Raw genomic sequence first — 25,579 nt, forward strand, 5'->3', positions numbered from 1 at the left:
ATAGCTGCCCCACGGCCAGTGCGTTGACTGTGGGGTTTTTATTTATTGCCCCCCTACTCACTGTAAGCGCGGGCGTTTTTCCGCACCGGCAGAGGCCATTTCGAGGGCTGCCAGCACCTTTACTGCTCCTCCATCCAATGCAATCCCCAGCGACAGGGCTACGAGTGCGCAGCACTCCCCGTTTTTCACCCGATCTGCCCCGAAGGCCTCCACAGCAACCATCTCCAGATTATGCATCGCATCATGGCAATGGCTGATTCCGTGAGCCCTCGCCACCACGTAACAGAGTTCCCCCCTGCCGCACTCGAGCCCCGGCAACCGTTTTCACGGCGATGTTTTCCAGAGCGCACATCGCCATAAATAACGGACTGATGCCATGTTCTCTGGCGACCAGTCGGCAGGATTCACCATTACGTACCCGTTCTCCGGCACAGGAGTTAACGGCGATCATCTCTAACATATCCATCGCCTCGTACTGCATGCAAATACCATGATCCTGTGCCACTTGCAGGCATGACTCACCGTTGCGTACCCGTTCCCCTGCCCATCCCATCACCGCACGCTTTTGCAACTCGTTGAAGGCGAAGCTATCGGATTCAATACCGTAGATATCCGCCACGGCATAACAGCATTCGCCCGCACAGACCCGCGAGCCCGCCTCACCATCAACCGCCAGCATATTCAGCCAATGCATTAGGCTGTGTCCCTTAATTACATAACCTCTGGTAAAACAGGCGGATGCAGCCCAGTTTCAACATTGCCAGATAATTCCTCGCCGTTTTGTCGTAACGTGTCGCAATGCGACGGTATTCTTTCAGACGGCCAAAGCACCGCTCAACAACGTTCCGATTGCGGTAGGCGTCACGATCGAGCTTTGAACGACCATCCACCGCCATTTTTTCAGTGGATTTTCGGGGGATGACAGTTTTTATACCTCTGTTTTTCTGCTCGTTACGTAATACATGCCCGGAGTACGCCTTGTCAGCGAGTACCGCATGACCACGGCGTTTCATACTGCCGTTCTGGCGTTGAACACCAATACCGTCCAAAAGACGTAGTGCAAACTGACTTTCATGAGCCTGACCGGGGCTCAACACGATGTTTAACGGAAGACCACTTCCGTCTGTAGCCATATGGATTTTGGTGCCAAAACCACCTCGAGAGCGACCCAGACCATTATCTCCGGTGATATCGGGATGTTTTTTTGAACACCGGCAGCACATTTCAGCGCCCTGATATTGCTACCATCCAGCGCAGTCGCTGACCAGTCCACGAGGCCATGGGCATCAAGTGATGAAAGTAACTTATTGAAAATAATGTTAATGACTCCCGATTTTGACCATCGGTTAAAGCGGTTATAAACGGTTTTCCATGGGACGTATCGCTCAGGTAAATCACGCCATGGGGCATCAGAGCACAGCCCCCAGAACATGCCATTGATAATCATGCGATGCTCAGCCCATGGGCGTCCGGCCTGTGGTGTTGCTGGTTCAGCAGGGAGTAAGGGCTGGATGATAGCCCATGCTTCATCGGGAAGGTCGTAGCGAGCAATAGTTCAAAATGATGTAGAAACAAACAGTTAGCATAACTCATGGGATAAAGGGACACTGCCTAAAACCATTATTAGAAAAGATGCCGTTGTCTACCATCGCCATTGGTCAAAACTGGCTTAATGAACTTGAATCCGTTTCTTTCGAACATCATGGTAACTATGCTGTTTCCCCCGAACTGACGGATTTTATGAAAAACGGCTTCTCTTTGCCAGTGAAACACCCTGAGGAAGCCGGGGCTTATTTCACTGGCGGGTCGTTTATCAATGAATTGCGGCAGGGAATGGCTATCCATATCGATAATAGCCATAAAAGCTATGGTCAAAGAGCTGTTGATGTGGGGGGCAATCTGTTTTCCATTATCAAAGACATGTTTGCGTTACCTGAGGATCTGTCTGAAGGGCAAAAGCGGCAAGTCGGATAGCTTTCTGACATGGTCAATCACCATCCTATGAGCCTGCTGGCGTTGACGCACCATATTGCACCCAAAAATGTTCTGAATAACGGTAATGACTCCAATTAGTAGAACATGTGTTTTTCGATGAAGGCTCCGATGACTTTTTCGTGGATCTCGACGGAGCGCGAGAAGCAAATCGTTTTACGCGCCAGTCGTTTAATGCGGGTACGGAGCGTCAGGTTATTGCGCTCTATGCGTTGCGTGAAGATCTTGCCAGTCAGATGTTTCTGCTTCGGAACCTCTCTTGCATAGCTGCCCCAGTTGTCACTGGTAATCATGCCGATGTTGAACGGTGTCAACAGAGCCAGCAATTCACGGCAGGTCTCATCGGTTCGGGGGCCAAAAGTGTAGGCCAGAACACCGCCCGTTTTGGTATTGTAAGCGTACCAGAGCCAGTGCTGTAGCGCCTGACTGCCAACGAAGCTCCATTGCTCATCAAGTTCACAGATAAGGGCGACGTCGGCGTGAGCAACGGGAGAAGACGTTATCCTGCGGGGCGAGAGCTTTTTAAAGCCCGGATGACCGTATTGATGCCGATTTTCAACGTTCTGGCGGTATCGCGAACACCGGCACCGTTGAAGGCCATATCAACGATCTGCTCTTTGACTCCCGGCTTTCGCGCTTCATAGCGGTAGGTAAGCTGGAATACACGGCGACAGCACTGACACCGGAAGCGTTCGCGCTTAGTTGGACTAAGGCCATGTCAATAAACTTTATCTGAATGGCAGCGAGGGCAATGAACAAAAACAGTAACCACGTGGAAACCTCAAATAGCGGCAGAATATCACAAAAGCCGGCTTTGTTGAATAAATCAGAACTTGTAACGACTGTGCCCCAGGTCGATTGTTACGTGATGCGAATACTGTTCGGCATTCCTAATATGTATTAGTCGCGACTTGATCTGACACTGGACCTTGAAAGGTTGAGAGTTACCGGTTTTGATATGGGTGTCGAATCCTTATACAAAACACGAGGTAACTCTCATGCTTCATACTAACAATCCCATCATCAAACACAAAGCCGGCCTGCTCAATCTCGCCGAAGAACTCGGTAACGTATCAAAAGCCTGTAAAATCATGGGGGTGTCACGCGACACGTTTTATAGCTATCAGGAACTGGCGGCAGAAGGCGGCATTGACGCTCTGGTTAACCAAAACCGCCGGGTTCCCAACCTGAAAAACCGTGCTGATGAAGCCACTGAACGTGCGGTTGTTGATTACGCCATTGAGTTCCCGGCTCATGGCCAGCACCGGACCAGTAATCAGCTGCGTAAAAAAGGCGTCTTCATTTCTGGCAGCGGTGTGCGCTCCATCTGGCAACGACACGATCTGGAAAACTTTCGTAAGCGCCTGAAGGCACTTGAGGAAAAAGTTGCCAGAGAAGGCATCGTACTTACTGATGCTCAAATCGCTGCACTGGAGAAGAAGGCGCACGACGACGAAGCCTGTGGTGAAATAGAGACTGCTCACCCGGGTTATCTGGGGTCGCAGGACACCTTCTACGTGGGTAATCTGAAAGGTGTTGGCCGTATCTACCAGCAGACGTTCGTGGATACGTACTCGAAAGTGGCGCACTGCAAGCTTTACACGAGTAAAGCACCGATCTCTGCCGCCGACCTGCTCAATGATCGCGTGCTGCCGTTCTACGAAGCTCAGGGGCTGCCAATGCTAAGAATACTGACGGACAGGGGGACGGAGTACTGCGGTAAAGTGGAACAACATGACTATCAGCTGTACTTGGCTATCAACGATATAGACCATACGAAAACGAAAGCGATGTCTCCGCAGACAAACGGTATCTGCGAGCGCTTCCATAAAACTATTTTGCAGGATTTTTATCAGGTTGCGTTCCGTAAGACGTTATACGAGGACCTAGAAAGTCTACAAAAGGATCTGGACAACTGGTTGTGGCATTACAATAATGAGCGAACTCATCAGGGTAAAATGTGCTGCGGGCGTACGCCAATGGCCACGTTACTTGATGGTAAACGAGTCTGGGCAGAAAAAAATCTGAACCAGATTTAATCTGACAGACACCTGTATAAATAACCGGTAACTGTCAGATCAGGTCTGAGCTAATACACGTTATTGCTATTACTTCGGAAAACACCAAAGCGCTGGCGATATTGGGCGCGTTGCGCACCGGTGCTATCGATATTATCGCCACCAGTGCCTCGAACATCCGCACCATCCTCAATATGACCCAATAGGGTACTTTCTTCTGCCGGACAGCAGCGCTTTGCTGTCCGGCATCTGAATGATTTATCACCATTTTTAGTTGATTTTTACGTCTGCTTTTTGCCCGCAGGTTAGCAATACGTTATCCAGTTCGCGATAACGTGACATTATGCGCAAAAAACAAGCAGATAAATTAACTATATTAACCTGCATTCACTATCGGTTTTTGCCATGCTCCAAGGTTATATAAGCAGTAATGATTGAACTTCTTACGGCGTTAACCTCTCCTTGTCTGCTTGGGATAGACTCGCCGCCCTACGTCACGACAACAAAAGCCTATAAGGGATGCAACAATGGATGAACAACTCAAACAGAGCGCATTGGATTTCCACTAGTATCCGGTACCGGGGAAGATTCAGGTGTCTCCCACCAAACCGCTAGCGACCCAACGCGATTTGGCGTTGGCCTACTCTCCAGGCGTTGCTGCACCTTGTCTTGAAATCGCCGAAGATCCGCTGGCAGCTTACAAATACACCGCACGCGGTAATCTGGTCGCGGTGATCTCCAACGGAACGGCGGTGCTTGGCCTCGGTAACATTGGTGCGTTGGCTGGCAAGCCGGTAATGAAAGGCAAGGGCGTCCTCTTTAAAAAATTCTCCGGCGTCGATGTGTTTGATATCGAAGTGGACGAACTGGATCCGAATAAATTGATCGACGTAATTGCCGCGCTGGAGCCGACTTTTGGTGGCATCAACCTGGAAGATATCAAAGCGCCGGAGTGCTTCTACATCGAGAAGAAACTGCGTGAACGCATGAGGATTCCGGTGTTCCATGACGATCAGCACGGCACGGCAATCATCTGTACTGCGGCAGTATTGAACGGCCTGCGCGTGGTGGAAAAACATCTCTGACGTGCGTCTGGTGGTTTCCGGCGCAGGCGCTGCCTCCATTGCCTGCCTGAATTTGCTGGTGGCGTTGGGGCTGAAGAAACACAACATCGTGGTGTGTGACTCACGCGGCGTGATCTACAAAGGTCGTGACGCCAACATGGAAGAGAACAAGGCGATTTACGCGGTGGAAGACACCGGTGCGCGTAAACTGGGTGACGTGATCCCTGATGCCGATATTTTCCTGGGCTGTTCCGGCCCAGGCGTATTGACGCAGGATATGGTGAAAACCATGGCCCCGCGCCCGCTGATCATGGCGCTGGCAAACCCGGAACCGGAGATTCTGCCGCCGTTAGCCAAAGCGGTGCGCCCGGACGCTATTATTTGTACCGGACGTTCTGACTACCCGAATCAGGTTAATAACGTGCTGTGCTTCCCGTTTATTTTCCGTGGCGCACTCGATGTGGGCGCAACCACCATCAACGAAAAGATGAAGCTGGCGTGCGTGAAAGCCATTGCTGATTTGGCGCTGGCGGAACAGAGTGAAGTGGTGGCCTCCGCGTATGGCGATCAGGAATTGTCATTTGGCCCTGAATACCTGATCCCGAAACCCTTTGACCCGCGCTTAATCATCAAGATTGCGCCAGCGGTGGCAAAAGCGGCGATGGATTCAGGCGTGGCGACGCGTCCTATTACTGACTTTGATGCTTATATAGAGAAACTGACTCAGTTTGTCTATAAAACCAACCTGTTTATGAAGCCGATATTCTCCCAGGCGCGCCAGCAGCCGAAACGCGTGGTATTTGCCGAAGGGGAAGATCCGCGCGTGCTGCACGCCACGCAAGAACTGGTGACGCTGGGGTTGGCTTTCCCCATTCTGATCGGGCGTCCCGGTGTTATCGAGAAGCGTCTGCAAAAACTTGGCCTACAAATCACCATCGGTAAAGATTTTGAGGTGGTGAACAACGAGTCCGATCCGCGCTTCAAGGAGTACTGATCGGAATATTATGCGTTGATGAAACGCCGTGGCGTCTCGCAGGAAACCGCGCAGCGTGAAGTGATCCGCAACCCGACGGTGATTGCCGCCATCATGGTGCAACGCGGTGAAGCGGATGCGATGATCTGTGGCACCATCGGCACCTATGAAGAGCATTTCGAGGTGGTAGAAAAGGTGCTGGGTTACCGTGATGGCGTACACGTGGCGGGGGCCATGAATGCCCTGTTGCTGCCGAGCGGCAATACCTTTATCGCTGACACCTATGTCAACCCAGACCCAACGCCAGAGCAACTGGCAGAAATCACCTTGATGGCCGCGCACACCGTGCGTCGTTTCTGTATCGAACCGAAAGTCGCGCTGTTGTCGCACTCCAACTTTGGTACCTCGAACTCGACCACCGCACGCAAAATGCGTGAGGCGCTGGCGTTGATCAATACGCTGGCACCGGAGCTGGAAGTGGACGGTGAGATGCACGGCGATGCTGCGCTGGTGGAAGCGATTCGCCGCGAGCAAATGCCGGACAGCCCGTTAAAAGGTTCTGCCAATATTCTTATCATGCCGAACATGGAAGCGGCACGTATTAGCTATAACCTGCTGCGCGTTTCCTCGTCTGAAGGGGTGACGGTCGGACCGGTGCTGATGGGCGCTGCCAAACCGGTACACATCCTGACGCCGATTGCCTCGGTACGGCGTATCGTCAACATGGTGGCGCTGGCCGTGGTGGAAGCGCAGACTCAGCCGCTCTGAGGCCGTTGCTGACCAACCAACTTAAAACCGTCCCGCCCGCTTGCGTCATTACCGCGCAAGCGGGAATCTCTTGCAGATGAAATGCGTTTCTTCTGGCAGAGCTCCTCCGCCTAGGCGGAGGATGGCGAGAGGATAAAATCGCTTGGTCATCAGTCTCAAACAGCCCGGCATGCCGGGCTGTTTTTCATCAGGGAATTAACGCCGTTGGCGTAGCCACTTATCCAACTCGTTGGCGAAGCGCTGGCGATCTTTCTGATTGAGAGCATCTGGCCCACCGGTTTGCACACCGCTGGCGCGCAGCGTATCCATAAAATCGCGCATCGTCAGTCGTTCTCGGATGGTGGCGGGCGTGTAGGTTTCACCGCGTGGGTTGAGCGCCACGGCTTTTTTTTCCAGCACTTCTGCTACCAGCGGAATATCGGCGGTAATCACCAAATCTCCGACGTTGACGCGTTTCACGATTTCGTTATCCGCCACGTCAAACCCGGCGGCAACGCGCACTGACGAGATGTAACGTGACGGTGGCGTACGTAGCGACTGATTGGCGACCAGAACGACACGGGTTTGTGTGCGATCGGCTGCGCGATACAGTACCTCTTTAATCACATTGGGGCAGGCGTCAGCATCCACCCAAATTTGCGGTTCTGCGTCGGTATTGTCGTTCATGCAAGCTCCTTCGCTAACCAATCTTTTACCGGTAAAAAATCCCGATAAAGTGCGGCTTCCGGGCTGTCCGGTTCCGGTTGGTATTGGTATTCCCAACGTACCAGCGGCGGCATTGACATCAGGATGGATTCGGTGCGCCCGCCGCTTTGCAGGCCAAACAGTGTGCCGCGATCCCACACCAGATTAAACTCAACGTAGCGCCCGCGGCGGTAGAGCTGAAACTGGCGTTCGCGCTCTCCTCAAGGCAATGCAGCGCGCCGCGCGACGATCGGCAGGTAAGCGTCGAGAAAACCGTTTCCGGCGGCGCGCATAAACGCAAAGCTGGTGGTGAAATCCGGCGTATTCAAGTCATCGAAAAACAGCTCGCCGACGCCACGCGCCTCGTTACGGTGCTTGAGAAAAAAGTAATCATCACACCACTTTTTGTAACGCAAATAAACGTCGTCACCAAATGGCTGGCAAAGATCGTGCGCGGTTTGGTGCCAGTGTACGACGACTTCAATAAAGCCGTAAAATGGGGTGAGATCGAACCCACCGCCAAACCACCATACCGGTGCTTCACCCTCTTTTTCCGCAACGAAAAAGCGTACGTTAGCGTGCCTGGTGGGTACATACGGGTTTAACGGATGGATAACCAGATAAACCCACATGGCCTGAAAGCGGCGTCCGGCAAGTTCGGGCCGGAGCGCGCTGGCCGAAGGGGGCAGCGTGGCGCCCATCACGTGAGAAAAGTTGACACCTGCTTGTTCGAACACCGCGCCCTGGGTCAGCACCCGGCTGCGCCCGCCGCCGCCAGCGGCGTGTTGCCAGCACTCCTCATTAAAGCCGTTCTTGCCATCTGCGGCGGCAAGGTGCTGATACAGTGTGTATTGCTGCGTCAGTAAAAAGGACTTTACGGTGGAAATATCAGTCTGACTCATGGCGGTGTTAACAAATCCATTATAACAAAAGGGCTACCAGTATAGCCTGTCACAACGGCGAGGTGTTGGCTTTCCTACTGCTGAACGGTGGCGATGAGGGCGGTGGCAGCAAATTGATATTGCGTCTGCGTGAGATCACGCGATAATCAGATTTTCCTTAGCGATCAACGGGGGGAACCCATGGAAATCCGCGTATTCAGACAAGATGACTTTGAAGAAGTGATTACCCTATGGGAACGTTGCGATCTGCTGCGCCCCTGGAACGATCCAGAAATGGATATTGAGCGTAAAGTGAATCACGACGTCTCCCTGTTTTTGGTGGCCGAAGTGGGCGGTGAAATCGTAGGCTCGGTGATGGGGGGGTACGATGGCCATCGCGGATCGGCCTACTATCTGGGCGTCCATCCGGATTTCCGCGGGCGTGGCATCGCTAACGCGTTGATTAGCAGACTAGAGAAAAAACTGATCGCACGCGGTTGTCCCAAAATCCACCTGATGGTGCGGCAGGACAATGATGTGGTGATCGGCATGTATGAAAAACTGAACTACGATATCGTGGATTCCGTTACGCTGGGGAAACGCCTGATCGAAGATCAAGAATATTGATCGCTATTGTTGGTTTTTTGGCTTGTTGTTTAAAAACTGTTGCGTCGTTCGATTCGCTTAGATGATAATGAGTATCAATTAATCTTTGCGGTATTTTTATTGCCACCGACTATGACGCAGCTAACGACATTCTGGAGCGTATTTTACCACTCACACCAGGGATGGCTGCGCGGATGGCTCAGTAAAAAAACCGGTTGTCGCCATCTGGCGGACGATCTTACCCACGATACTTTCCTCAAATTACTGACCCTGGCGGAGCCGGAAGCAATCCGTAATCCACGCGCTTACCTGATGGTCACAGCCAACCATGTGATGATCGACCAGTTCCGCAAGCGCAAACTGGAAGAGGATGCATTGGCGGCGCTGGCGCAATTAGCGGAAGGGGCAGAGGCGCAATCTGCCGAACAGCGTGTGGCAATCAGTCAATTGGTAGCCACGGCGCTGCATATACTTAATGAAGAGCTGGATGAAAAAGTGCAGCGCGCGTTCATCATGGCGCGCGTTGAGGGCCATTCCTATCGCGATATCGCCGTTACGTTGAGTGTAAGCGAAAGCAGCGTTAAACAGTATCTGGCAAAAGCCATGATCCATTTCCACACCCGTATCTTCAGTCTGGAAAGCGATGAACCAGAAAGCTGAGCTAGCGCGTATCCAGCAGCAGGCCGCTGAGTGGCTCATCCGCTTTTCTGAACCCGAGGAAGACGAGGTTGCGAATGCCGCACGTGCTGCCGAATGGCAGCGTTGGTGCGAACAGGATGCGCGCCATGAGCGGATTTATCACCAGATACAGCAACTCTGGTCCGGCGCGGCGATGACACCGGCCACGACGCAGCGTAAGGCGCGCCCGCAACGTTTCCTCTCTTTGGCCTTGGTGCTTGGATTGGTGGGCATGCTTGCCAGCCAACTGCCTTATCGCTACTGGTTGTCGGATCAGCGTACGGCAATCGGTGAAATCCGTCGCCTGACGCTGGATGATGGCAGCGTACTGACGTTAAACACTGACTCTGCGGTTAACCTGCATTTTGATACCCGGCAACGCACGGTGGAACTGGTACAAGGGGAAGCCTACGCACAGGTGGCAAAAGATCCTGCCGGACGCCCATTTGTGATTCGCAGCTTACAGGCATCTGCCCAAGCGCTGGGTACGCGCTACAGCGTGCGTGAAGTGGGAGAGGAAACCCGGGTACATGTGGAAGAGTCTCACGTTCGCGTTACCGCACAGGGCGATCCTGCGGTCAGTGTTGATCTGAATCCGGGTCAACAGGTCAGCCTCACGCAATATGCGTTGCTGGATGACGTGCAGGACGGCGTGGCAGAAGCGGGTTGGCTGCACAACCAATTGGTGTTTGAAAATGCCCCTTTGAACGAGGTGATCGATGAGCTACGTCGTTATCACCGTGGCGTTATCTATCTGGACCCGCGCGATCGGCGTATGCTGGATAAACTGCGTTTTACCGGCGTCTTGCCGCTGGATGATACTGGCCGCGCCCTTTCGTTACTCAGTCATTCTCTTCCACTCTCCTATCGGCAGCCTATCGATGCCGTGGTGTTGATCGGCAGCAAAAAATAACGCTATAAAAATCAAATTTTTATTAAATATTGAGAGTGATTATCAAAATTATTTTCGTTTTGCTCTGCCCGATTTTTGCTGCCTGACGTCATCGTCAGTAGAAATCAAAAATAGCAGCAGGCAGGGAACTCGTATTCATGTCCATTTTTATTATGCAGCAGGGGAAGTTTTGGCCGCAGGCAGTTTTGACTGTGGCATTAAGCGCCGGGATGGCGCAGGCCGCCACGGTCAGCACGGTTCAGTTGCCCGCGCAACCCTTGGAAAAATCGCTGATGCAGTTGGCACGGCAAACCGGCGTTAACTTTGGCGTAGACAGCCAACTGGTGGCGGGCAAGCAGGCGCAGGCGCTGAACGGCCGCTATAGCGTGGAACAGGCGCTGGAAGCGTTGTTGCACGGCAATAATCTGTATGCGGAACCGATTGACGACGGCAAAGGATTTATTATTCGCCCGTTGGCACAAATCAGTGCCAAACCAACGACATCAGAGGATCAGAACGCCGAACCTTCTGCTGCAGAGGGACGCAACCGGGGTGATGTCATTACCGTTCAGGCGCGTGTATTGACGGGGTCCATGGAGATTGGTAGCCAACAGTTGACGGCAGAGGACATCGCGAAAAAGCCGCAGGCGAACGGTAATGTTACTGAGCTGTTACGCACTAACCCCAACGTGCAGTTTGCTGAAACCTCGCGTAGCAGCGCTTCGCCGGGGGAGATTGCCCCTGATGTGGTGTCGTTCCACGGTGAGAAATTCTACAACAACAACTTTATTATCGATGGTATGTCGAATAACGATCGCCTGAACCCTGGCGACAATGTCGGTGCGATCAGTGCGGCGCCTAACGGTAATTCAGCTAACGATTTTCCCTCCGGACATCCAGAATCCTTTTGGATAGACACTAGGCTGTGTCCCTTAATTACATAACCTCTGGTAAAACAGGCGGATGCAGCTCAGTTTCAACATTGCCAGATAATTCCTCGCCGTTTTGTCGTAACGTGTCGCAATGCGACGGTATTCTTTCAGACGGCCAAAGCACCGCTCAACAACGTTCCGATTGCGGTAGGCGTCACGATCGAGCTTTGAACGACCATCCACCGCCATTTTTTCAGTGGATTTTCGGGGGATAACAGTTTTTATACCTCTGTTTTTCAGCTCGTTACGTAATACATGCCCGGAGTACGCCTTGTCAGCGAGTACCGCATGACCACGGCGTTTCATACTGCCGTTCTGGCGTTGAACACCAATACCGTCCAAAAGACGTAGTGCAAACTGACTTTCATGAGCCTGACCGGGGCTCAACACGATGTTTAACGGAAGACCACTTCCGTCTGTAGCCATATGGATTTTGGTGCCAAAACCCATATCGTTATACACATCTTTTGGCCATTTTTTGAACAGGATGCTCAGAACCCCGTGAATTAAGGCATTCAAGCCATCCCATTGGCTTTTTGAGGTTCAAAATGCCACTCTGAGATAAACCCGTAACTCATTGATTAAACAGTGCGTTAGAAAGATGTGTATAACGATATGGGTCTAGCACCACCGCAAGGTAAGCCCAGCATTTGCCCGTCCAGATGTAGGTCACATCGCCGCACCAGACCTGATCCGGCGCGGTAACCGCGAACTGGCGGTTGAGATAGTTCGGTATTTCAACGTGTTCATTGCCGCCGCGTTTGTATTTGTGAGCCGGTCGCTGGCAGCTGGCGATACCCAGCTCCTTCATCAGCTTGCCAGCCAGCCAGCGCCCCATTTTGACACCAGAGCTGCCGGTGACGATGGTCGCGATACTTCGAGCGCCGGCAGAGCCGCCGCTGGCGTTCCAGGCTTCCATGACGCGACTACACTTAACCACGCGCTCACCGTCGGGTTCATTAGCGGAAGCCTGCCAGTGCCTGTAGCTGCTGCGATGTACCTCAAAAGTTTGGCACAACGCCGTGACCGGGTATCGCGCCCTCAGCCTGTCGACTACCGTGAACCGTTGAGTGAGTCCGACATTAAGAGCGCCGTAGCCTTTTTTAGGATTTCGTTCTCCATTTCAAGGCATTGGACTTTTTTCTTCATCTCACGCAGCTCGAGCTGTTCAGGGGTAAGAGGAAGTCCCGTTGGCGTTTTTCCCTGTCGTTCAAGGCGAAGCTTATTGACCCAGCGACTAATGGCAGAATGGCTGACATTAACCGCCTCTGCGGCCTTAACGTATGTGTAGCCGTGGTCGACAACCAGCTTTGCGGCTTCGAGCTTAAATTCCGCCGTCAAATGTTTACCCATGAGGTCACCTGTCGTGTTGATGAGGTGAGCATATCACCTCCGATCAGGTGGCCAGTATCAGTGTGCCACTACAATGGCGGTGAGGCGCAGGAAAAAACCTATCTGGCGCGCTATTTTAGCGATGTCGCCCGCAGTTAGCGTCAACTGATGGACGCGAAGCGTAATATGGGGTTCTTCACCTCCGGCTATATGCGTGTCAGTCTGATTGTGCCTATTTTTGCTGCGCCGCCTGCCTTTTTATCGAAAACGGTGACGCTCGGCGGCTTAATGCAGATCCGCAGCGCGTTTGCTCAGGTGCACGGTGCGCTTAGCTGGTTTATTCACATGTATGTGGAGATAACCATGCTTTCCGCCAGCATCCAGCGTTTGATCCAGTTCAAGCAGGAAATTGATCGCCATCAGCCGCAGCAGGCGGCACCGGACGTGGGCGAATGTCTGAGTACCGAGAATCTGTCGTTTACTACGTCACAGGGCACCCCGCTGTTAAACGATGTGGCGCTGCACTGTGCGCCGGGAAGCTGGAGCAAACTGTCCGGGCCAAGTGGATTGGGTAAATCGACGCTGCTGCGTACCTTGAACGGACTGTGGCCCTACTATCGCGGGCAGTGGCAAGCGCAAGCGGGCCGCTCGCTACTGTTGCCACAGAAAAGCTATTTGGGACAGGGGACGCTGGCGGAGGTGTTGTGTTACCAGTACCCACTGCTCAAGGATGCCAGCACCATGCAGCACACCCTGAAACGGGTTGGCCTCGGTGAGTGGTGCGATCGTTTGGCTGAGCGACATAACTGGGATCGCATTTTTTCCGGTGGTGAACAGCAGCGGCTGGCCTTCGCGCGCGCATTGATCGCTAAACCGGATACGCTCTATTTGGATGAGGCTACCAGCAGCCTCGATCACGGTGCGGCGCGTGCGTTACTGAATGAGATTAAGCAGGCGCTACCGGGCTGTACGGTGATCGCCATTACTCACCAGCGCGAGCTGGACGATTTGTTCCCGCATCATTACGACCTCACTGCATTTCGCTCTGTGACGGCGCGATAACGCCATCAATCAGAAGGAAGGCCTGTGTGGCGTTCCTTCGATCACCCCGTTCTGGTTGCTGATGTGAAGGCAATTATTCCTTTCTGTGGTACGTTGCTTCGGTTAGGTTATCTGAATCACGTTTGCTGGAGCAGAATAATGAACGTAAGAACATGGCACAGATGCGTTCCCGTTTTGCATGCAGCGGGATTTGAGGCACACCTTGATATCACAGGCATTCAACATTCCCAAAGCATACCGGGCAATTTGGGGGCAACGGTCAAAAGGGTTACGCAAGGCGAGTGGGAGCATTTCTTTCTTGCCACCTATTGGCAAGATATTGAGGCAGTAAAAGCGTTTGCGGGCGAAGATTACTATGTTGCCGTCACCTATCCTGACGATGAACAGTTTGGCCTGTTGTCCGATCCTTATGTTTTTCAACATGAGGTTGAGTCTGCCTCGCCGCTATAATTTGGCAGCAGGCTCACTGATGGGGAGTTTGTTCGTTCCGCCAACGTCTTAGGTCGCTCACTTCCCCTTACTGTGAGAATCGACGATAATCTTGCCCGCTTGACCGTTTTTTAAGGCACTTTTCTCAGGCCTGATACTCAAACCCTCACGTATGCGATCGTGGGGTGGCACAGGTGCCGCTCACTGTTAAAGGAATTTATGTTATGAGGTTTCGCTCCGTTCAGTTGGTTGTTCCCTGTGTGCTGGCCGCCTTTTTGTTGACGGGATGTAGCGCGCTTTCCAACTTCTCCTGGTCCAGCCTGTCGCCGTTCAACTGGTTTGGCAGCAAAATCGAGGTGTCGGATGCCGGTGTCGGCGGGCTCAACGGCGGCACGCCGCTGGCACAAGAGCCGATAAATCAGGCGCTGAACGGTAATTATCGTTTGCGCAGCGGCATGGGCACCACTAACGGCCAAATCACGGCGTTCTATCAGGCGCTGGATGGTAATGAGATCAAGTTGTTGATCAGCGGTAAGTCCAAAGCGCAGGTCAATCGCGTCGAGGTTATGGATGCGAAAATTGCCAGCGTATGGGGCGTGAAAATCGGGGATGCATTCAGCGCCCATTACAGTAAAGCCTTTGAGGTCTGCCAGCTTGCTCAAGGGGATGATGCCCGCAGCGTAGAGTGCGTTGAATCGCAAAGCAAGCACGTCAGTTATCTCTATTCCGGTGACTGGAACGGTCCGGAAGGCTTAATGCCCTCTGATGATATTCTGCAAACCTGGCACGTCAGCAAAATCATCTGGCACGCGCAAGCGCGTGACTGATTTTATCGTCTCGACCCTTCTTAAGCCACACCTATCAGGCTTGGCGCGGTAACGCGCCAACGTCGTAGCGTTTCAATTCTCTCATTGTTTATTTTTATCCTTTGTTTTTGAACAAAGCACATTGTCGCGAATGCGGTATGATGAGTGCCTTAGGCTGTAGTGGTCAACTAATATTGGCCACCGCATTAGACTGTATGTAGAACAGTCGCTCAGATTCGTTTGGAGTTAAGCCGCCGTTATACCAGTGAGGCCGGATAGCGCTGTAATACCCCGTGATGTAGCGGATAATCGCGTCCTGGGCTTCGCTGAAGCTGTTGTAACCCTTTGTCGGCACCCATTCTGTCTTCAGGCTGCGGAAGAACCGCTCCATTGGCGCATTATCCCAGCAGTTACCCCGCCGACTCATACTCTGCTTTATCCGGCAGCGCCACAGGGCTTGCCGGTATTGACGGCTGGTATAGTGGCTGCCCTGGTCGCTGTGGAACATGACTCCTGTTGGTTGTCCCCGGAGTTCCCAGGCCATCTGCAACGCTTTAACTGTCAGCGCCGAGTCCGGCGAGGTCGACATGGCCCAGCCCACCGGTTTGCGGGCGAACAGGTCTAGCACCACCGCAAGGTAAGCCCAGCATTTGCCCGTCCAGATGTAGGTCACATCGCCGCACCAGACCTGATCCGGCGCGGTAACCGCGAACTGGCGGTTGAGATAGTTCGGTATTTCAACGTGTTCATTGCCGCCGCGTTTGTATTTGTGAGCCGGTCGCTGGCAGCTGGCGATACCCAGCTCCTTCATCAGCTTGCCAGCCAGCCAGCGCCCCATTTTGACACCAGAGCTGCCGGTGACGATGGTCGCGATACTTCGAGCGCCGGCAGAGCCGCCGCTGGCGTTCCAGGCTTCCATGACGCGACTACACTTAACCACGCGCTCACCGTCGGGTTCATTAGCGGAAGCCTGCCAGTGCCTGTAGCTGCTGCGATGTACCTCAAAAGTTTGGCACAACGCCGTGACCGGGTATCGCGCCCTCAGCCTGTCGACTACCGTGAACCGTTGAGTGAGTCCGACATTAAGAGCGCCGTAGCCTTTTTTAGGATTTCGTTCTCCATTTCAAGGCATTGGACTTTTTTCTTCATCTCACGCAGCTCGAGCTGTTCAGGGGTAAGAGGAAGTCCCGTTGGCGTTTTTCCCTGTCGTTCAAGGCGAAGCTTATTGACCCAGCGACTAATGGCAGAATGGCTGACATTAACCGCCTCTGCGGCCTTAACGTATGTGTAGCCGTGGTCGACAACCAGCTTTGCGGCTTCGAGCTTAAATTCCGCCGTAAAATGTTTACCCATGAGGTCACCTGTCGTGTTGATGAGGTGAGCATATCACCTCCGATCAGGTGGCCAGTATCAGTGTGCCACTACATAGATTGAAGCAAGCCCACCATTAGTCAAAAATCAGTGTTGCAAAAATGGGGGTGACCATAGATTTTGACTATAAGCTAGGAGCAGTTCCGCCGGTACGACTCTTTCAAGAGGTTATCGTCGTCAGCAATGATGGTGTAGAGCCAATGGCGTTGTCTGCGCGTTGTTCTGTTCCTGTGTTGTCATCCCTGTCGGCCAATGCTTGCGTAAGTCGCATTACAGGGGTTAGCGGGTTTTCCCAATTTGACGATATTGTGCGGGTGGCGCGCTTTATCGGAGACAATAGTGAATATCCCCCTACCGTGCAACGCACCCTGCGTGAGGCGTTTTATCAACGCTGGAAATCTGTTTCTCTCGGCGAGCATGCGCTATTGGCACGTTGCGTTGCGGCAGAGCGCGTATTGGCGGGGCAATCGTGCAAGACGGTTGCCGAGGCGCATGGCATTCCTGAACGTAGCATACTAGGCTGTGTCCCTTAATCCCATGAGTTATAATAACTTTTTGTTTCTACATCATTTTGAACTATGGCTCGCTACGACCTTCCCGATGAAGCATGGGCTATCATCCAGCCCTTACTCCCTGCTGAACCAGCAACACCACAGGCCGGACGCCCATGGGCTGAGCATCGCATGATTATCAATGGCATGTTCTGGGGGCTGTGCTCTGGTGCCCCATGGCGTGATTTACCTGAGCGATACGGCCCATGGAAAACCGTTTATAACCGCTTTAACCGATGGTCAAAATTGGGAGTCATTAACATTATTTTTAATAAGTTACTTTCATCACTTGATGCCCATGGCCTCGTGGACTGGTCAGCGACTGCGCTGGATGGTAGCAATATCAGGGCGCTGAAATGTGCTGCCGGTGCTCAAAAAAACATCCCGATATCACCGGAGATAATGGGCTGGGTCGCTCTCGAGGTGGTTTTGGCACCAAAATCCATCTGGCTACAGACGGAAGTGGTCTTCCGTTAAACATCGTGTTGAGCCCCGGTCAGGCTCATGAAAGTCAGTTTGCACTACGTCTTTTGGACGGTATTGGTGTTCAACGCCAGAACGGCAGTATGAAACGCCGTGGTCATGCAGTACTCGCTGACAAGGCGTACTCCGGGCATGTATTACGTAACGAGCTGAAAAACAGAGGTATAAAAACTGTCATCCCCCGAAAATCCACTGAAAAAATGGCGGTGGATGGTCGTTCAAAGCTCGATCGTGACGCCTACCGCAATCGGAACGTTGTTGAGCGGTGCTTTGGCCGTCTGAAAGAATACCGTCGCATTGCGACACGTTACGACAAAACGGCGAGGAATTATCTGGCAATGTTGAAACTGGGCTGCATCCGCCTGTTTTACCAGAGGTTATGTAATTAAGGGACACAGCCTAAATAACTGTTCCGAATAGTAGATCACCTGAAGGGAACTCAGTCCGAGTTGAGCGATCTGATCAATCGATAAAGATCCCAAATCATCAACCGGACTGAGCGATGTCGAGCATAGCACCGATACCCCGTAACGAACGACGCCTGATGAAGAAAACTCTCCATAAAACGCGTGACAAGAATCACGCCCGCAGGCTGACCGCCATCCTGATGTTGCACCGGGGCGAGCGCGTGAGCGATGTCGCCAGAATGCTTTGCTGCGCCCGTTCGTCAATCGGCAGATGGATTAACTGGCTCACCCTGTACGGCATTGAAGGCCTCAAATCTCTGCGGCCCGGTCGTGGCCGTCGCTGGCCGTTTGAACAGATCTGCGCACTGTTAATCCAGCTCGTAAAGCGTTCCCCTCATGATTTTGGCTATCAGCGTTCGCGCTGGAGCACGGAACTGCTAGCGATAAAAATCAATGAAATAACCGGTTGCCAGTTGCATGCTTCCACGGTGCGCCGTTGGCTGCCTTCTGCCGGTCTGGTGTGGCGACGCGCAGCTCCTACGCTGCGTATCCGCGACCCGCATAAGGAAGAAAAAATGGAGGCCATCGCGATGGCGCTGGAACAATGCAGCGCGGAACATCCCGTCTTTTACGAAGACGAAGTGGATATTCATCTGAATCCCAAAATTGGCGCGGACTGGCAGGTTCGCGGGAAGCAGAAACGCATCGTGACGCCGGGCCAGAACGAGAAATATTATCTGTCGGGTGCATTACACAGCGGGACGGGAAAAGTCAGCTATGTTGGAGGAAACAGTAAAAGTTCGTGTTTTTTATCAGTATGTTAGAGCATCTGAGAGCAACGTACAGACGGGCAAAAACGCTCACGCTGATAGTTGATAACTACATTATTCACAAAAGCCGGGAGACGCAGCGCTGGCTGGAAGAAAACCCGAAATTCAGGGTTATTTATCAGCCGGTGTACTCACCATGGGTAAATCATGTAGAGCGGTTATGGCAGGCGTTGCATGAAACCATTACCCGCAATCATCAATGCTGTTCAATGTGGCAGTTACTGAACAAGGTTCGCCGCTTCATGGAAACCGTCAGCCCGTTTCCCAGTGGAAAACATGGACAGGCAAAAGTATAGCGGTATTAGGAACAGCTATTTAGCCCTTATATTGCCATCGCGCTGCTGTGCGTAGGTGGATTTGCGCACCAGTCACTGTCCGGCGCGCTGATCACGCTCTCTTCTGATGTGTTTGGTCGTAACGACGTGGCTACCGCCAACGGATTGACCGGCGGCGCTGGCTGGCTGGCGAGCACCCTGTTCGCTCTGGTCGTTGGCGCATTGGCAGACACCATTGGCTTCGGTCCGCTGTTCGCGGTGCTGGCAGCCTTTGATGTGCTGGGTGCCATCCTGATCTGGGTTATTCTGCAAAACCGTCCAGCGGTAGAGATAGAACAAGCCGCAGTGCTTGAGACGGCACAGCAGCATTAATCACTGCCTGTCTCACGGCTAGACCTGCTTTGACGCTCGATAACCCCGGTTATCGGGCGTTTTTATTGCGGGCTGATAATGCATAACTGTGACCTTGATGTTGGTCGGCTTCACGAATAAGTGGTATAACAAATCTTGACGCGATGGTTTTCTCAGCTTTTTTTCGCCCCTGTGGTGAGGTTGCGGTGCAGGAAAGTCGCAGGGAAAGGTTCCCCATTTACGGACCGTCATCTATTAAAGAGCAAAGATATGGCACTCACTGAGCCCCGTCGACTATACCAACAGTTAGCCGCAGAACTTAAGCAGCGCATCGAAAGTGGCGTTTATCTTGTTGGTGAGAAGTTACCCGCCGAACGCTACATTTCAGAAGAGATGAACGTCAGCCGCACCGCCGTGCGCGAGGCGATCATCATGCTGGAAGTGGAAGGCTACGTCGAGGTGCGGAAAGGTTCAGGCATTCATGTCATTTCCAATCAGCAAAGCCATCGCGTGCCCAGCGGCGGGGATATCGAGTTTGTCACCGCCGGGCCGTTTGAGCTGTTGCAGGCACGCCAGTTAATTGAAAGTAATATTGCCGAATTTGCGGCGACACAGGTGACGCGTCAAGACATTGTCCAGTTGATGGAGATCCAGGAATATGCGCGTCAGGAAGATCGTTTCCGTGATTCCGAGTGGGATCTGAAGTTTCACATTCAGGTGGCACTGGCGACACAGAACTCGGCCATGGCCACTATCGTGGAAAAAATGTGGAGCCAGCGTATCCACAACCCCTACTGGCTCAAGCTGCACGAACACATTGACGATCGCTCGATAGAAAGCTGGTGCGAAGAGCACGATCAAATCCTTAAAGCGCTGATTCGCAAAGATCCCTACGCCGCCAAGCTAGCGATGTGGCAGCATCTGGAAAACACCAAGCAAATGCTGTTTCGCGCCACCACCGATGACTTTGAATTCAACGTTGACCGCTATATGTTTGCCGAAAATCCCGTCGTGCATCTTGAGCCAATCACCGTGCACAAATCCTGACCACCCGAACAAAAAAACCTGCCGCCTCTGTCACTTAACAGAGGCCAAAACGTCTGAAAACACCTGTTTGTGTCAAAAAATGTAAAATCGGCCGCAAAAAAACCTTTTCTGTCAAACAGCAGCGATAAATCTCACATTTTCCTGCGATAATTCCCTATCTCAACCTTTAGGCTTTTGTTACAGTTAGAAGCTCTTTTTAACGCTTAATCCGGTATTTTCCGCGTTACTGCCGCCAAAACGCAACAATGCAGGCTCGTCGGGCAAAATGGATTAAGTGGAGATATGTGAACATCGGTATGTTCTACTCTAACAGCGCTCACCATGGCGAGCCGGTGTACATAATGACCCTTGCAGTCGGTGTATTTCATCGCCGATGTGCCACGTAGCATGCTGTTGTGTTAGGAATACCGAATGGAATTAATTAAAGAACTTGTTAATGCGCTTTGGCACAAAAATTTCGATATTCTCGCTGACCCCAAACTGGTTTGGACGCTCTATTTTATTCTGTTCATGATCCTGTTTTTGGAAAATGGTCTGTTACCCGCGGCCTTTCTGCCCGGAGACAGTCTGCTGGTGTTGGTCGGCGTGCTGGTTGCCAAAGGCACGATGAATTATGCATTCACTATCGCATTGCTGACCACCGCCGCCAGCCTTGGCTGCTGGGTGAGCTATATTCAAGGGAAGTGGCTGGGGAATACCCGGGTAGTTCAAGGCTGGCTCTCTCATCTCCCCGCACATTATCACCAGCGTGCGCACCTGTTGTTCCATCGTCATGGATTGTCTGCGCTGCTGATTGGCCGATTTCTCGCCTTTGTCCGCACGTTGCTGCCTACCATTGCCGGACTGTCAGGGCTGAACAATACCCGCTTTCAGTTTTTCAACTGGATGAGCGGGCTGCTGTGGGTGTTGATTCTGGTTTCGCTTGGGTTCGCGATAGGCAAAACGCCGGTTTTCATGAAGTATGAAGACGAATTGATGTTTTGCCTGATGATGTTGCCACTGGTGTTATTGTTTGTCGGTCTGTTCGGTTCACTGTTAGTGTTGTGGCGTAAGAAACGCGCCGACAATGTAGAAAAAGGGAACTAACGTGTTATTCGGTTGGCGTTATCTGAAAGCTATCTGGCGCATGATGATTCTGGTGATGCTGCCAATTATCCTGCTGACCCAGTCACCGAGCCGTCAACAGGATGAAACACTGCTGCACATTTTTCCTCACCATCAGGGTGCACCGCTCCCTGATGGTTTTTACGTTTACCAGCGTCTTAATGAGCGTGGTATCGCCATCAAAAGCATTACCCCTGCGCCAGACAGCCTGATCGTCAGACTGGCGTCATCGGAGCAGACCTTTGCCGCGCGTGAAGCACTTCTGTCCTCGTTTCCGCAGGCAAAAATCATCACTCAGCAACCGCCTAAACCCGTTTCTTTCTGGCGACAAAAGCTGACGCAAAAGACCGCAACACTTGGATGAGGATGATATGAAAAAAGTAACCGTTTTACGTGGAGTTATTACTGCAAGTCTGGCGTTCTCCGCCATCAGTGCCTATGCCGCTGACGCAAAAGCGCCGCCAGCAGGCACCTGTGCAGCCAAAGCCTATGATATCGAACAGCAGTTGGCACAGGCCCGTAAGCACCGTAACGCAGGCCAGATTCAAGGCCTGGAAACGGCGCTGCGCAATGTGCAAACGTTCTGTCAGGATGATGACCTGCGCGTCAAACGCCAGCAAAATCTGGCGGAGAAACAAGCCAAAGTCGCGGAGCGAAAAGCGGAATTACGTGAAAGTCAGCAATCCGGCGCCGATGCGGACAAGATTCAAAAACGTCAGGACAAACTCGCCGAAGCCCAGAAAGAGTTGCATGCAGCCCAGCAGGGATCGCCGCTGCCGGTGGGCAATAACCTATCAGATTTCGCTTGTCTTGATCGCACCCAGCCCATGTTCACCGACCCGGGTTGGGCGTGTTCTATAGGATTACTCAGCGCTTACAGCAGCTTATCAGAATTATCTCGTCCCATTCCGCCATTCCAATCGTAAAAGTTGAGCTATAGTTAATACTCCTTATTTATCGAAAAGGAAATGTAATGAACGCATCCCACCTCTTTAAGCGCGGAGCAGAATGATGGTTGAAAGAGTGAAGTCGGCAGGTGTGGAGCCTCGCAGATTTCCGGCATCATGGTGCCCAATACGGGATGCATAAAGCTCCCTCAGACTGGAGACTCCACAGCATGAAATATACACCGGTTGGCGTTGATATCGCAAAGCATCTGATTCAGGTTCACTTCGTCAATGAGCACACAGGTGAAGTGGTGGACAAGCAGCTGCGCAGCAAGGATTTTCTGACGTTCTTCAGTAACCGGGAGCCTTGCCTGATTGGCATGGAGGCCTGTGGAGGCTCTCAGCACTGGGCCCGGGAACTGGAAAAGCTGGGGCATAAAGTCCGGCTGATGCAGGGACGGTTCGTCAAGGCGTTCGTCATGGGCAACAAGAATGATGTCATGGATGCCCGCGCTATCTGGATGGCGGTACAGCAGCCAGGCAAGGCGATAGCCGTAAAAACGGAAGAACAGCAATCGGTACTGGTTCTGCACCGTTCACGCAGACAACAGGTGAAGTTCAGAACTGCACAGATTAACGCGCTGCACGGAACATTACTGGAGTTTGGCGAAACCATCCATAAAGGTCGGGCAGCGATGGACAGGGAGCTACCGGCTGCACTGGAGCGGCTGAAAACGAAGCTGCCGCCGTATCTCATCACCGTGCTGGAAGACCAGTACAACAGACTGAATGAGCTGGACATGCTGATAGATGGCCTTGAAAAACAGCTTAACAGCGTGGCCCGGCAGAACGAAACCTGTAAACGGCTGATGGAAATTCCCGGCGTGGGGCCGTTAATCGCCACAGCGGCAGTTGCCACCATGGGGGAAGCCTCAGCGTTTAAATCCGGCAGACAGTTCGCTGCTTATGTCGGTCTGGTGCCGAAGCAGACGGGTTCCGGGGGGAAAGTTCGGCTGCTGGGGATAAGCAAACGTGGTGACACCTATCTGCGAACGCTGTTTATCCATGGGGCAAGAGCCGCTTCGTTAGTTGCTAAAGAGCCTGGGCCATGGATAACGGAACTTAAAAAACGGCGTCCGACCGGTGTGGCTATCGTGGCGATGGCAAATAAGCTGGCGCGAACTGTGTGGGCGCTAGCCGCCCATGAGCGTAAGTACGATAAAAATCATGTCAGTATCAGGCCCTATTAATCGCTGATACCGATAACTATTTACTCTTAAAAAGGGTGAATGCAAAAAGGTTGCTCTGGTGGCCAGCGTGATGACAAAGACAGGTAAGACCGGGACTCGCTAAACCTGAATGATTTTTTGAGCTTAAAGCTCGCTAAGGAAATGAGGCGTGAGTCAGCGGATTACATAGGGGCTCGCAGCTTTATGGCTGCAAAAAAGCCGGATATAAAGCTGCAACCTACCCGTCAATGTCAAAATAATGGATGCCTTGCAAACGGGATGCGTTCATATAAGTTAATCATGGCTAAAGATCAACAATCTGAACTGTTGCGCAACGAGTTGAAATCACTGGCGGATACCTTGGAAGAAGTCTTGAACTCCTCAAGCGATAAATCCAAAGCGGAATTGGAAAAATTACGCAGCAAAGCGGAAAGTGCACTGAAGGACACACGCTCACGATTGAGTGAAACCGGCGAACGTATCGTTAACCAGACCAAAGAAGCAGCGGATTACGCGGATGACTATGTTCGGCAGAACCCGTGGACCGGCGTGGGTATCGGTGCTGCTGTAGGGGTTGTGCTGGGCGTTCTGCTCGCACGCCGCTGATTGACGGGAGTTCAGTAACTTTTTATGACCGAAAAACAACGACAGGGCCCCGCTAGCGGGGCTATTGCTTCAGCGCAACGAATCCTGACGCTGCTTGTCGGCATTGTGGAAACGCGCCTGCGTCTGGTTGTCATTGAGTTAGAAGAAGAAAAGAATCATCTGTTCCAACTGCTGCTGCTCACCGGGCTCACTCTTATTTTCGCCGCATTCGGCCTAATGAGCTTGATTGCACTGATTATTTGGGGTCTGGAGCCAGAATACCGTTTGTTGGCATTGGCCTGGATCACTGCCACGTTGCTCGGCCTGGCACTGATTATAGGCCTGTGGACACTCATGAAAGCACGTCGTGCCACGCTGCTCAAAGCTACGCGTAAAGAGCTTCGCACTGACAGAACGCTGCTGGAGGAGGAGGAAAAATGAATCATCAGCAGCGTCAGGAAGAAAAAGCCCGACTGTTACGCCAAATAGAACAGCAGCGTATTGATGTGACTTATGAAAGACGAGTGTGGCTGGAAAAAACAGCGCCCTACGATGGTTACTGGCTGCGCATCATGGCCTGGCGTCGCTACTGGCTTCTCGCTTCCGGCGCTGCCGCGCTGTATGGCGTACGCCACCCAAACTGGCTGATTCGCTGGGCCAGACGTGGCATTGGCTTGCTGGGAACACTCAAGTTGCTGCGCAAAACGCTGTCGCCCCACTAAACACATCGGACCGCACACACATATTCAGATTTTCTGAAAAAAAAACAGACAATTTAACTCTCTAGAATCCAAACCGTTTCCCCCATAGTATTTGCTCCATACCGGATGTGCAGATGATATCCCCAGAGATATCCTGCTGTAGCGCGGCATACAGACTTGTTGCCAGCCCCCTTTTCCTTGGAGACAAATGATTAAAAATTTAGAAAATACAGCGCTGCTTATCGCTCGCATCTTTATGCCAATCCTGTTCATCGTGGTAGGTTACGGCAAACTGGGTGATGCCTATGCGGGCACCGCGCAATACATGCAGGCCATGGGCGTTCCGACATTTCTGCTGCCACTGACCATTCTGCTGGAACTGGGCGGTGGACTGGCGGTGCTGTTCGGTCTTCTGACTCGCACCGTAGCCCTTTTCACAGCGGGATTCACACTGCTGACTGCCCTGCTGTTTCACACTAACTTTGCCGAAGGTATAAACCAGTTGATGTTCCTGAAAAACCTGACCATCGCAGGCGGCTATCTGCTGCTGGCTGTAACGGGCCCGGGCGCTTTCAGCATCGACCGTATTTTGAATAAAAAGTGGTAACACCGTAGTTTGATGCCAACACCAGGCATAACCT

Annotated in this window: 24 protein-coding genes and 9 pseudogenes; 24 read left to right on the forward strand and 9 right to left on the reverse strand. The window is 52.4% G+C overall.

All coding sequences use genetic code 11. The features are described from left to right. Positions 1–57 precede the first annotated feature (57 nt). From ACWWJF_RS06510 to ACWWJF_RS06520, 3 genes are all read right to left on the reverse strand, one after another. Positions 58–237: a hypothetical protein gene (locus tag ACWWJF_RS06510; RefSeq protein ID WP_455869000.1), complete on the reverse strand. Its 180-nt coding sequence runs from the start codon at positions 235–237 to the stop codon at positions 58–60. Between the two features lie 4 nt (positions 238–241). Next, positions 242–694, reverse strand: coding sequence for a hypothetical protein (locus tag ACWWJF_RS06515; protein WP_455869001.1), 453 nt, complete (start codon positions 692–694; stop codon positions 242–244). 13 nt (positions 695–707) lie between these two features. Next, positions 708–1,552, reverse strand: a protein-coding gene (locus ACWWJF_RS06520) for an IS5 family transposase (protein ID WP_455870967.1) whose coding sequence is annotated in 2 segments (ribosomal slippage) — positions 708–1,210 and positions 1,210–1,552 — 846 coding nt in all. Because the reading frame shifts where the segments join, the coding sequence is not laid out codon by codon here. Between the two features lie 80 nt (positions 1,553–1,632). Between ACWWJF_RS06520 and ACWWJF_RS06525 the strand changes: the two genes are divergently transcribed. Further along, positions 1,633–1,974, forward strand: coding sequence for a hypothetical protein (locus tag ACWWJF_RS06525; protein WP_455869002.1), 342 nt, complete (start codon positions 1,633–1,635; stop codon positions 1,972–1,974). Between the two features lie 95 nt (positions 1,975–2,069). Here ACWWJF_RS06525 and ACWWJF_RS06530 read toward each other — a convergent pair. Beyond that, positions 2,070–2,764, reverse strand: a pseudogene (locus ACWWJF_RS06530) (IS1 family transposase). 226 nt (positions 2,765–2,990) lie between these two features. Here ACWWJF_RS06530 and ACWWJF_RS06535 point away from each other — a divergent pair. From ACWWJF_RS06535 to maeB, 3 genes and pseudogenes are all read left to right on the forward strand, one after another. Next, complete coding sequence (locus tag ACWWJF_RS06535; protein ID WP_455869003.1) at positions 2,991–4,031, forward strand: IS481 family transposase; 1,041 nt, start codon at positions 2,991–2,993, stop codon at positions 4,029–4,031. A gap of 59 nt (positions 4,032–4,090) precedes the next feature. Then, positions 4,091–4,216, forward strand: a pseudogene (locus tag ACWWJF_RS06540) (sugar-binding domain-containing protein); the annotation flags it as partial. 381 nt (positions 4,217–4,597) lie between these two features. Then, positions 4,598–6,815 (forward strand): annotated as a pseudogene (gene maeB / locus ACWWJF_RS06545) (NADP-dependent oxaloacetate-decarboxylating malate dehydrogenase). A 195-nt stretch (positions 6,816–7,010) separates the two neighbouring features. Here maeB and ACWWJF_RS06550 read toward each other — a convergent pair. Together ACWWJF_RS06550 and hemF are read right to left on the reverse strand one after the other, a co-directional pair. Then, entirely contained in the window at positions 7,011–7,481 is a 471-nt protein-coding gene (locus tag ACWWJF_RS06550) for a YaiI/YqxD family protein (RefSeq protein WP_455869004.1), read from the reverse strand. Then, positions 7,478–8,401, reverse strand: a pseudogene (gene hemF / locus ACWWJF_RS06555) (oxygen-dependent coproporphyrinogen oxidase). The gene ACWWJF_RS06550 and the pseudogene hemF overlap by 4 nt, the downstream one beginning before the upstream one ends. Positions 8,402–8,581: 180 nt before the next feature. Here hemF and ACWWJF_RS06560 point away from each other — a divergent pair. From ACWWJF_RS06560 to ACWWJF_RS06575, 4 genes are all read left to right on the forward strand, one after another. Then, a complete protein-coding gene (locus ACWWJF_RS06560; protein ID WP_455869005.1) occupies positions 8,582–9,007 on the forward strand; it encodes a GNAT family acetyltransferase in 426 nt (141 codons plus the stop codon). Positions 9,008–9,046: 39 nt separating this feature from the next. Continuing rightward, entirely contained in the window at positions 9,047–9,646 is a 600-nt protein-coding gene (locus ACWWJF_RS06565; protein ID WP_455869006.1) for a sigma-70 family RNA polymerase sigma factor, read from the forward strand. Further along, complete coding sequence (locus ACWWJF_RS06570; RefSeq protein ID WP_455869007.1) at positions 9,630–10,577, forward strand: FecR family protein; 948 nt, start codon at positions 9,630–9,632, stop codon at positions 10,575–10,577. Before ACWWJF_RS06565 ends, ACWWJF_RS06570 begins: the two co-directional genes overlap by 17 nt. A 137-nt stretch (positions 10,578–10,714) precedes the next feature. Next, positions 10,715–11,500 carry a secretin and TonB N-terminal domain-containing protein gene (locus tag ACWWJF_RS06575; protein ID WP_455869008.1) on the forward strand — a complete coding sequence of 262 codons (786 nt, stop codon included), beginning with the start codon at positions 10,715–10,717 and terminating at the stop codon, positions 11,498–11,500. Here the strand turns inward: ACWWJF_RS06575 and ACWWJF_RS06580 are convergent. Then, positions 11,489–11,935: pseudogene (locus ACWWJF_RS06580) on the reverse strand (IS5 family transposase); the annotation flags it as partial. The gene ACWWJF_RS06575 and the pseudogene ACWWJF_RS06580 sit on opposite strands and share 12 nt — an antisense overlap. Before the next feature lie 172 nt (positions 11,936–12,107). Beyond that, positions 12,108–12,841 (reverse strand): annotated as a pseudogene (locus ACWWJF_RS06585) (IS3 family transposase); the annotation flags it as partial. A gap of 75 nt (positions 12,842–12,916) precedes the next feature. Here ACWWJF_RS06585 and ACWWJF_RS06590 point away from each other — a divergent pair. The 3 genes and pseudogenes from ACWWJF_RS06590 to ACWWJF_RS06600 all read left to right on the forward strand — a co-directional run. Further along, positions 12,917–13,882, forward strand: a pseudogene (locus ACWWJF_RS06590) (ABC transporter ATP-binding protein/permease); the annotation flags it as partial. Positions 13,883–14,020: 138 nt separating this feature from the next. Continuing rightward, a complete protein-coding gene (locus ACWWJF_RS06595) occupies positions 14,021–14,332 on the forward strand; it encodes a hypothetical protein (protein ID WP_455870968.1) in 312 nt (103 codons plus the stop codon). A 203-nt stretch (positions 14,333–14,535) separates the two neighbouring features. Further along, positions 14,536–15,138: an RpoE-regulated lipoprotein gene (locus tag ACWWJF_RS06600; RefSeq protein ID WP_455869009.1), complete on the forward strand. Its 603-nt coding sequence runs from the start codon at positions 14,536–14,538 to the stop codon at positions 15,136–15,138. A gap of 163 nt (positions 15,139–15,301) precedes the next feature. Here ACWWJF_RS06600 and ACWWJF_RS06605 read toward each other — a convergent pair. Then, a protein-coding gene (locus ACWWJF_RS06605) for an IS3 family transposase (protein ID WP_455868400.1) occupies positions 15,302–16,470 on the reverse strand; the annotation gives its coding sequence in 2 pieces (ribosomal slippage) (positions 15,302–16,215 and positions 16,215–16,470; 1,170 coding nt in all). 119 nt (positions 16,471–16,589) lie between these two features. On the opposite strand from ACWWJF_RS06605, the gene ACWWJF_RS06610 reads away from it, so the two are divergent. The 13 genes and pseudogenes from ACWWJF_RS06610 (at position 16,590) to ACWWJF_RS06670 (ending at position 25,545) form a co-directional block, all read left to right on the forward strand. Continuing rightward, on the forward strand, positions 16,590–17,021 hold the full coding sequence (locus ACWWJF_RS06610; protein ID WP_455869010.1) for a hypothetical protein: 432 nt from the start codon (positions 16,590–16,592) through the stop codon (positions 17,019–17,021). Between the two features lie 45 nt (positions 17,022–17,066). After that, positions 17,067–17,911 (forward strand): IS5 family transposase gene (locus tag ACWWJF_RS06615; protein WP_455869011.1). Its coding sequence is split into 2 segments (ribosomal slippage): positions 17,067–17,412 and positions 17,412–17,911, totalling 846 coding nucleotides; the frame shifts between segments, so codons are not numbered across the junction. A gap of 113 nt (positions 17,912–18,024) precedes the next feature. Continuing rightward, a pseudogene (locus tag ACWWJF_RS06620) lies at positions 18,025–19,055 on the forward strand (IS630 family transposase). Positions 19,056–19,076: 21 nt separating this feature from the next. Continuing rightward, a pseudogene (locus ACWWJF_RS06625) lies at positions 19,077–19,406 on the forward strand (MFS transporter); the annotation flags it as partial. 249 nt (positions 19,407–19,655) lie between these two features. Further along, positions 19,656–20,432: a transcriptional regulator ExuR gene (gene exuR / locus ACWWJF_RS06630; RefSeq protein WP_455869012.1), complete on the forward strand. Its 777-nt coding sequence runs from the start codon at positions 19,656–19,658 to the stop codon at positions 20,430–20,432. A gap of 411 nt (positions 20,433–20,843) precedes the next feature. Next, the gene (locus ACWWJF_RS06635) at positions 20,844–21,518 is read left to right on the forward strand and encodes a DedA family protein (protein ID WP_455869013.1); all 675 of its coding nucleotides are present in this window, start codon (positions 20,844–20,846) and stop codon (positions 21,516–21,518) included. A gap of 40 nt (positions 21,519–21,558) precedes the next feature. Next, positions 21,559–21,900 carry an EnvZ/OmpR regulon moderator MzrA gene (gene mzrA / locus ACWWJF_RS06640; RefSeq protein WP_455869014.1) on the forward strand — a complete coding sequence of 114 codons (342 nt, stop codon included), beginning with the start codon at positions 21,559–21,561 and terminating at the stop codon, positions 21,898–21,900. After that, on the forward strand, positions 21,893–22,462 hold the full coding sequence (locus ACWWJF_RS06645; RefSeq protein ID WP_455869015.1) for a DUF1090 domain-containing protein: 570 nt from the start codon (positions 21,893–21,895) through the stop codon (positions 22,460–22,462). The genes mzrA and ACWWJF_RS06645 overlap by 8 nt, the downstream gene beginning before the upstream one ends. A 191-nt stretch (positions 22,463–22,653) precedes the next feature. Next, positions 22,654–23,673, forward strand: a complete 1,020-nt coding sequence (locus ACWWJF_RS06650) for an IS110 family RNA-guided transposase (protein ID WP_455869016.1) — start codon at positions 22,654–22,656, stop codon at positions 23,671–23,673. Between the two features lie 279 nt (positions 23,674–23,952). Beyond that, positions 23,953–24,258 (forward strand): DUF883 family protein, encoded by a 306-nt coding sequence (locus ACWWJF_RS06655; RefSeq protein WP_222159365.1) that lies wholly within the window; start codon positions 23,953–23,955, stop codon positions 24,256–24,258. A 24-nt stretch (positions 24,259–24,282) separates the two neighbouring features. Further along, positions 24,283–24,678, forward strand: coding sequence for a phage holin family protein (locus tag ACWWJF_RS06660; protein WP_455869017.1), 396 nt, complete (start codon positions 24,283–24,285; stop codon positions 24,676–24,678). Continuing rightward, a complete protein-coding gene (locus ACWWJF_RS06665; protein WP_455869018.1) occupies positions 24,675–24,959 on the forward strand; it encodes a YqjK-like family protein in 285 nt (94 codons plus the stop codon). Before ACWWJF_RS06660 ends, ACWWJF_RS06665 begins: the two co-directional genes overlap by 4 nt. Positions 24,960–25,146: 187 nt before the next feature. Beyond that, positions 25,147–25,545 carry a DoxX family protein gene (locus ACWWJF_RS06670; protein ID WP_455869019.1) on the forward strand — a complete coding sequence of 133 codons (399 nt, stop codon included), beginning with the start codon at positions 25,147–25,149 and terminating at the stop codon, positions 25,543–25,545. The last annotated feature ends 34 nt before the right edge of the window (positions 25,546–25,579 follow it).

The organism is Symbiopectobacterium sp. Eva_TO (assembly GCF_053848865.1).

Excerpts from the sequence above, each read along its gene's own strand:
- ACWWJF_RS06510 (WP_455869000.1), bottom strand. The coding sequence starts at position 237 with ATGCATAATCTGGAGATGGTTGCTGTGGAGGCCTTCGGGGCAGATCGG.
- ACWWJF_RS06515 (WP_455869001.1), bottom strand. The coding sequence starts at position 694 with ATGCATTGGCTGAATATGCTGGCGGTTGATGGTGAGGCGGGCTCGCGG.
- ACWWJF_RS06525 (WP_455869002.1), top strand. The coding sequence starts at position 1,633 with ATGCCGTTGTCTACCATCGCCATTGGTCAAAACTGGCTTAATGAACTT.
- ACWWJF_RS06535 (WP_455869003.1), top strand. The coding sequence starts at position 2,991 with ATGCTTCATACTAACAATCCCATCATCAAACACAAAGCCGGCCTGCTC.
- ACWWJF_RS06550 (WP_455869004.1), bottom strand. The coding sequence starts at position 7,481 with ATGAACGACAATACCGACGCAGAACCGCAAATTTGGGTGGATGCTGAC.
- ACWWJF_RS06560 (WP_455869005.1), top strand. The coding sequence starts at position 8,582 with ATGGAAATCCGCGTATTCAGACAAGATGACTTTGAAGAAGTGATTACC.
- ACWWJF_RS06570 (WP_455869007.1), top strand. The coding sequence starts at position 9,630 with ATGAACCAGAAAGCTGAGCTAGCGCGTATCCAGCAGCAGGCCGCTGAG.
- ACWWJF_RS06575 (WP_455869008.1), top strand. The coding sequence starts at position 10,715 with ATGTCCATTTTTATTATGCAGCAGGGGAAGTTTTGGCCGCAGGCAGTT.
- ACWWJF_RS06595 (WP_455870968.1), top strand. The coding sequence starts at position 14,021 with ATGAACGTAAGAACATGGCACAGATGCGTTCCCGTTTTGCATGCAGCG.
- ACWWJF_RS06600 (WP_455869009.1), top strand. The coding sequence starts at position 14,536 with ATGAGGTTTCGCTCCGTTCAGTTGGTTGTTCCCTGTGTGCTGGCCGCC.
- ACWWJF_RS06610 (WP_455869010.1), top strand. The coding sequence starts at position 16,590 with ATGGGGGTGACCATAGATTTTGACTATAAGCTAGGAGCAGTTCCGCCG.
- exuR (WP_455869012.1), top strand. The coding sequence starts at position 19,656 with ATGGCACTCACTGAGCCCCGTCGACTATACCAACAGTTAGCCGCAGAA.
- ACWWJF_RS06635 (WP_455869013.1), top strand. The coding sequence starts at position 20,844 with ATGGAATTAATTAAAGAACTTGTTAATGCGCTTTGGCACAAAAATTTC.
- mzrA (WP_455869014.1), top strand. The coding sequence starts at position 21,559 with ATGATGATTCTGGTGATGCTGCCAATTATCCTGCTGACCCAGTCACCG.
- ACWWJF_RS06650 (WP_455869016.1), top strand. The coding sequence starts at position 22,654 with ATGAAATATACACCGGTTGGCGTTGATATCGCAAAGCATCTGATTCAG.
- ACWWJF_RS06655 (WP_222159365.1), top strand. The coding sequence starts at position 23,953 with ATGGCTAAAGATCAACAATCTGAACTGTTGCGCAACGAGTTGAAATCA.
- ACWWJF_RS06660 (WP_455869017.1), top strand. The coding sequence starts at position 24,283 with ATGACCGAAAAACAACGACAGGGCCCCGCTAGCGGGGCTATTGCTTCA.
- ACWWJF_RS06665 (WP_455869018.1), top strand. The coding sequence starts at position 24,675 with ATGAATCATCAGCAGCGTCAGGAAGAAAAAGCCCGACTGTTACGCCAA.
- ACWWJF_RS06670 (WP_455869019.1), top strand. The coding sequence starts at position 25,147 with ATGATTAAAAATTTAGAAAATACAGCGCTGCTTATCGCTCGCATCTTT.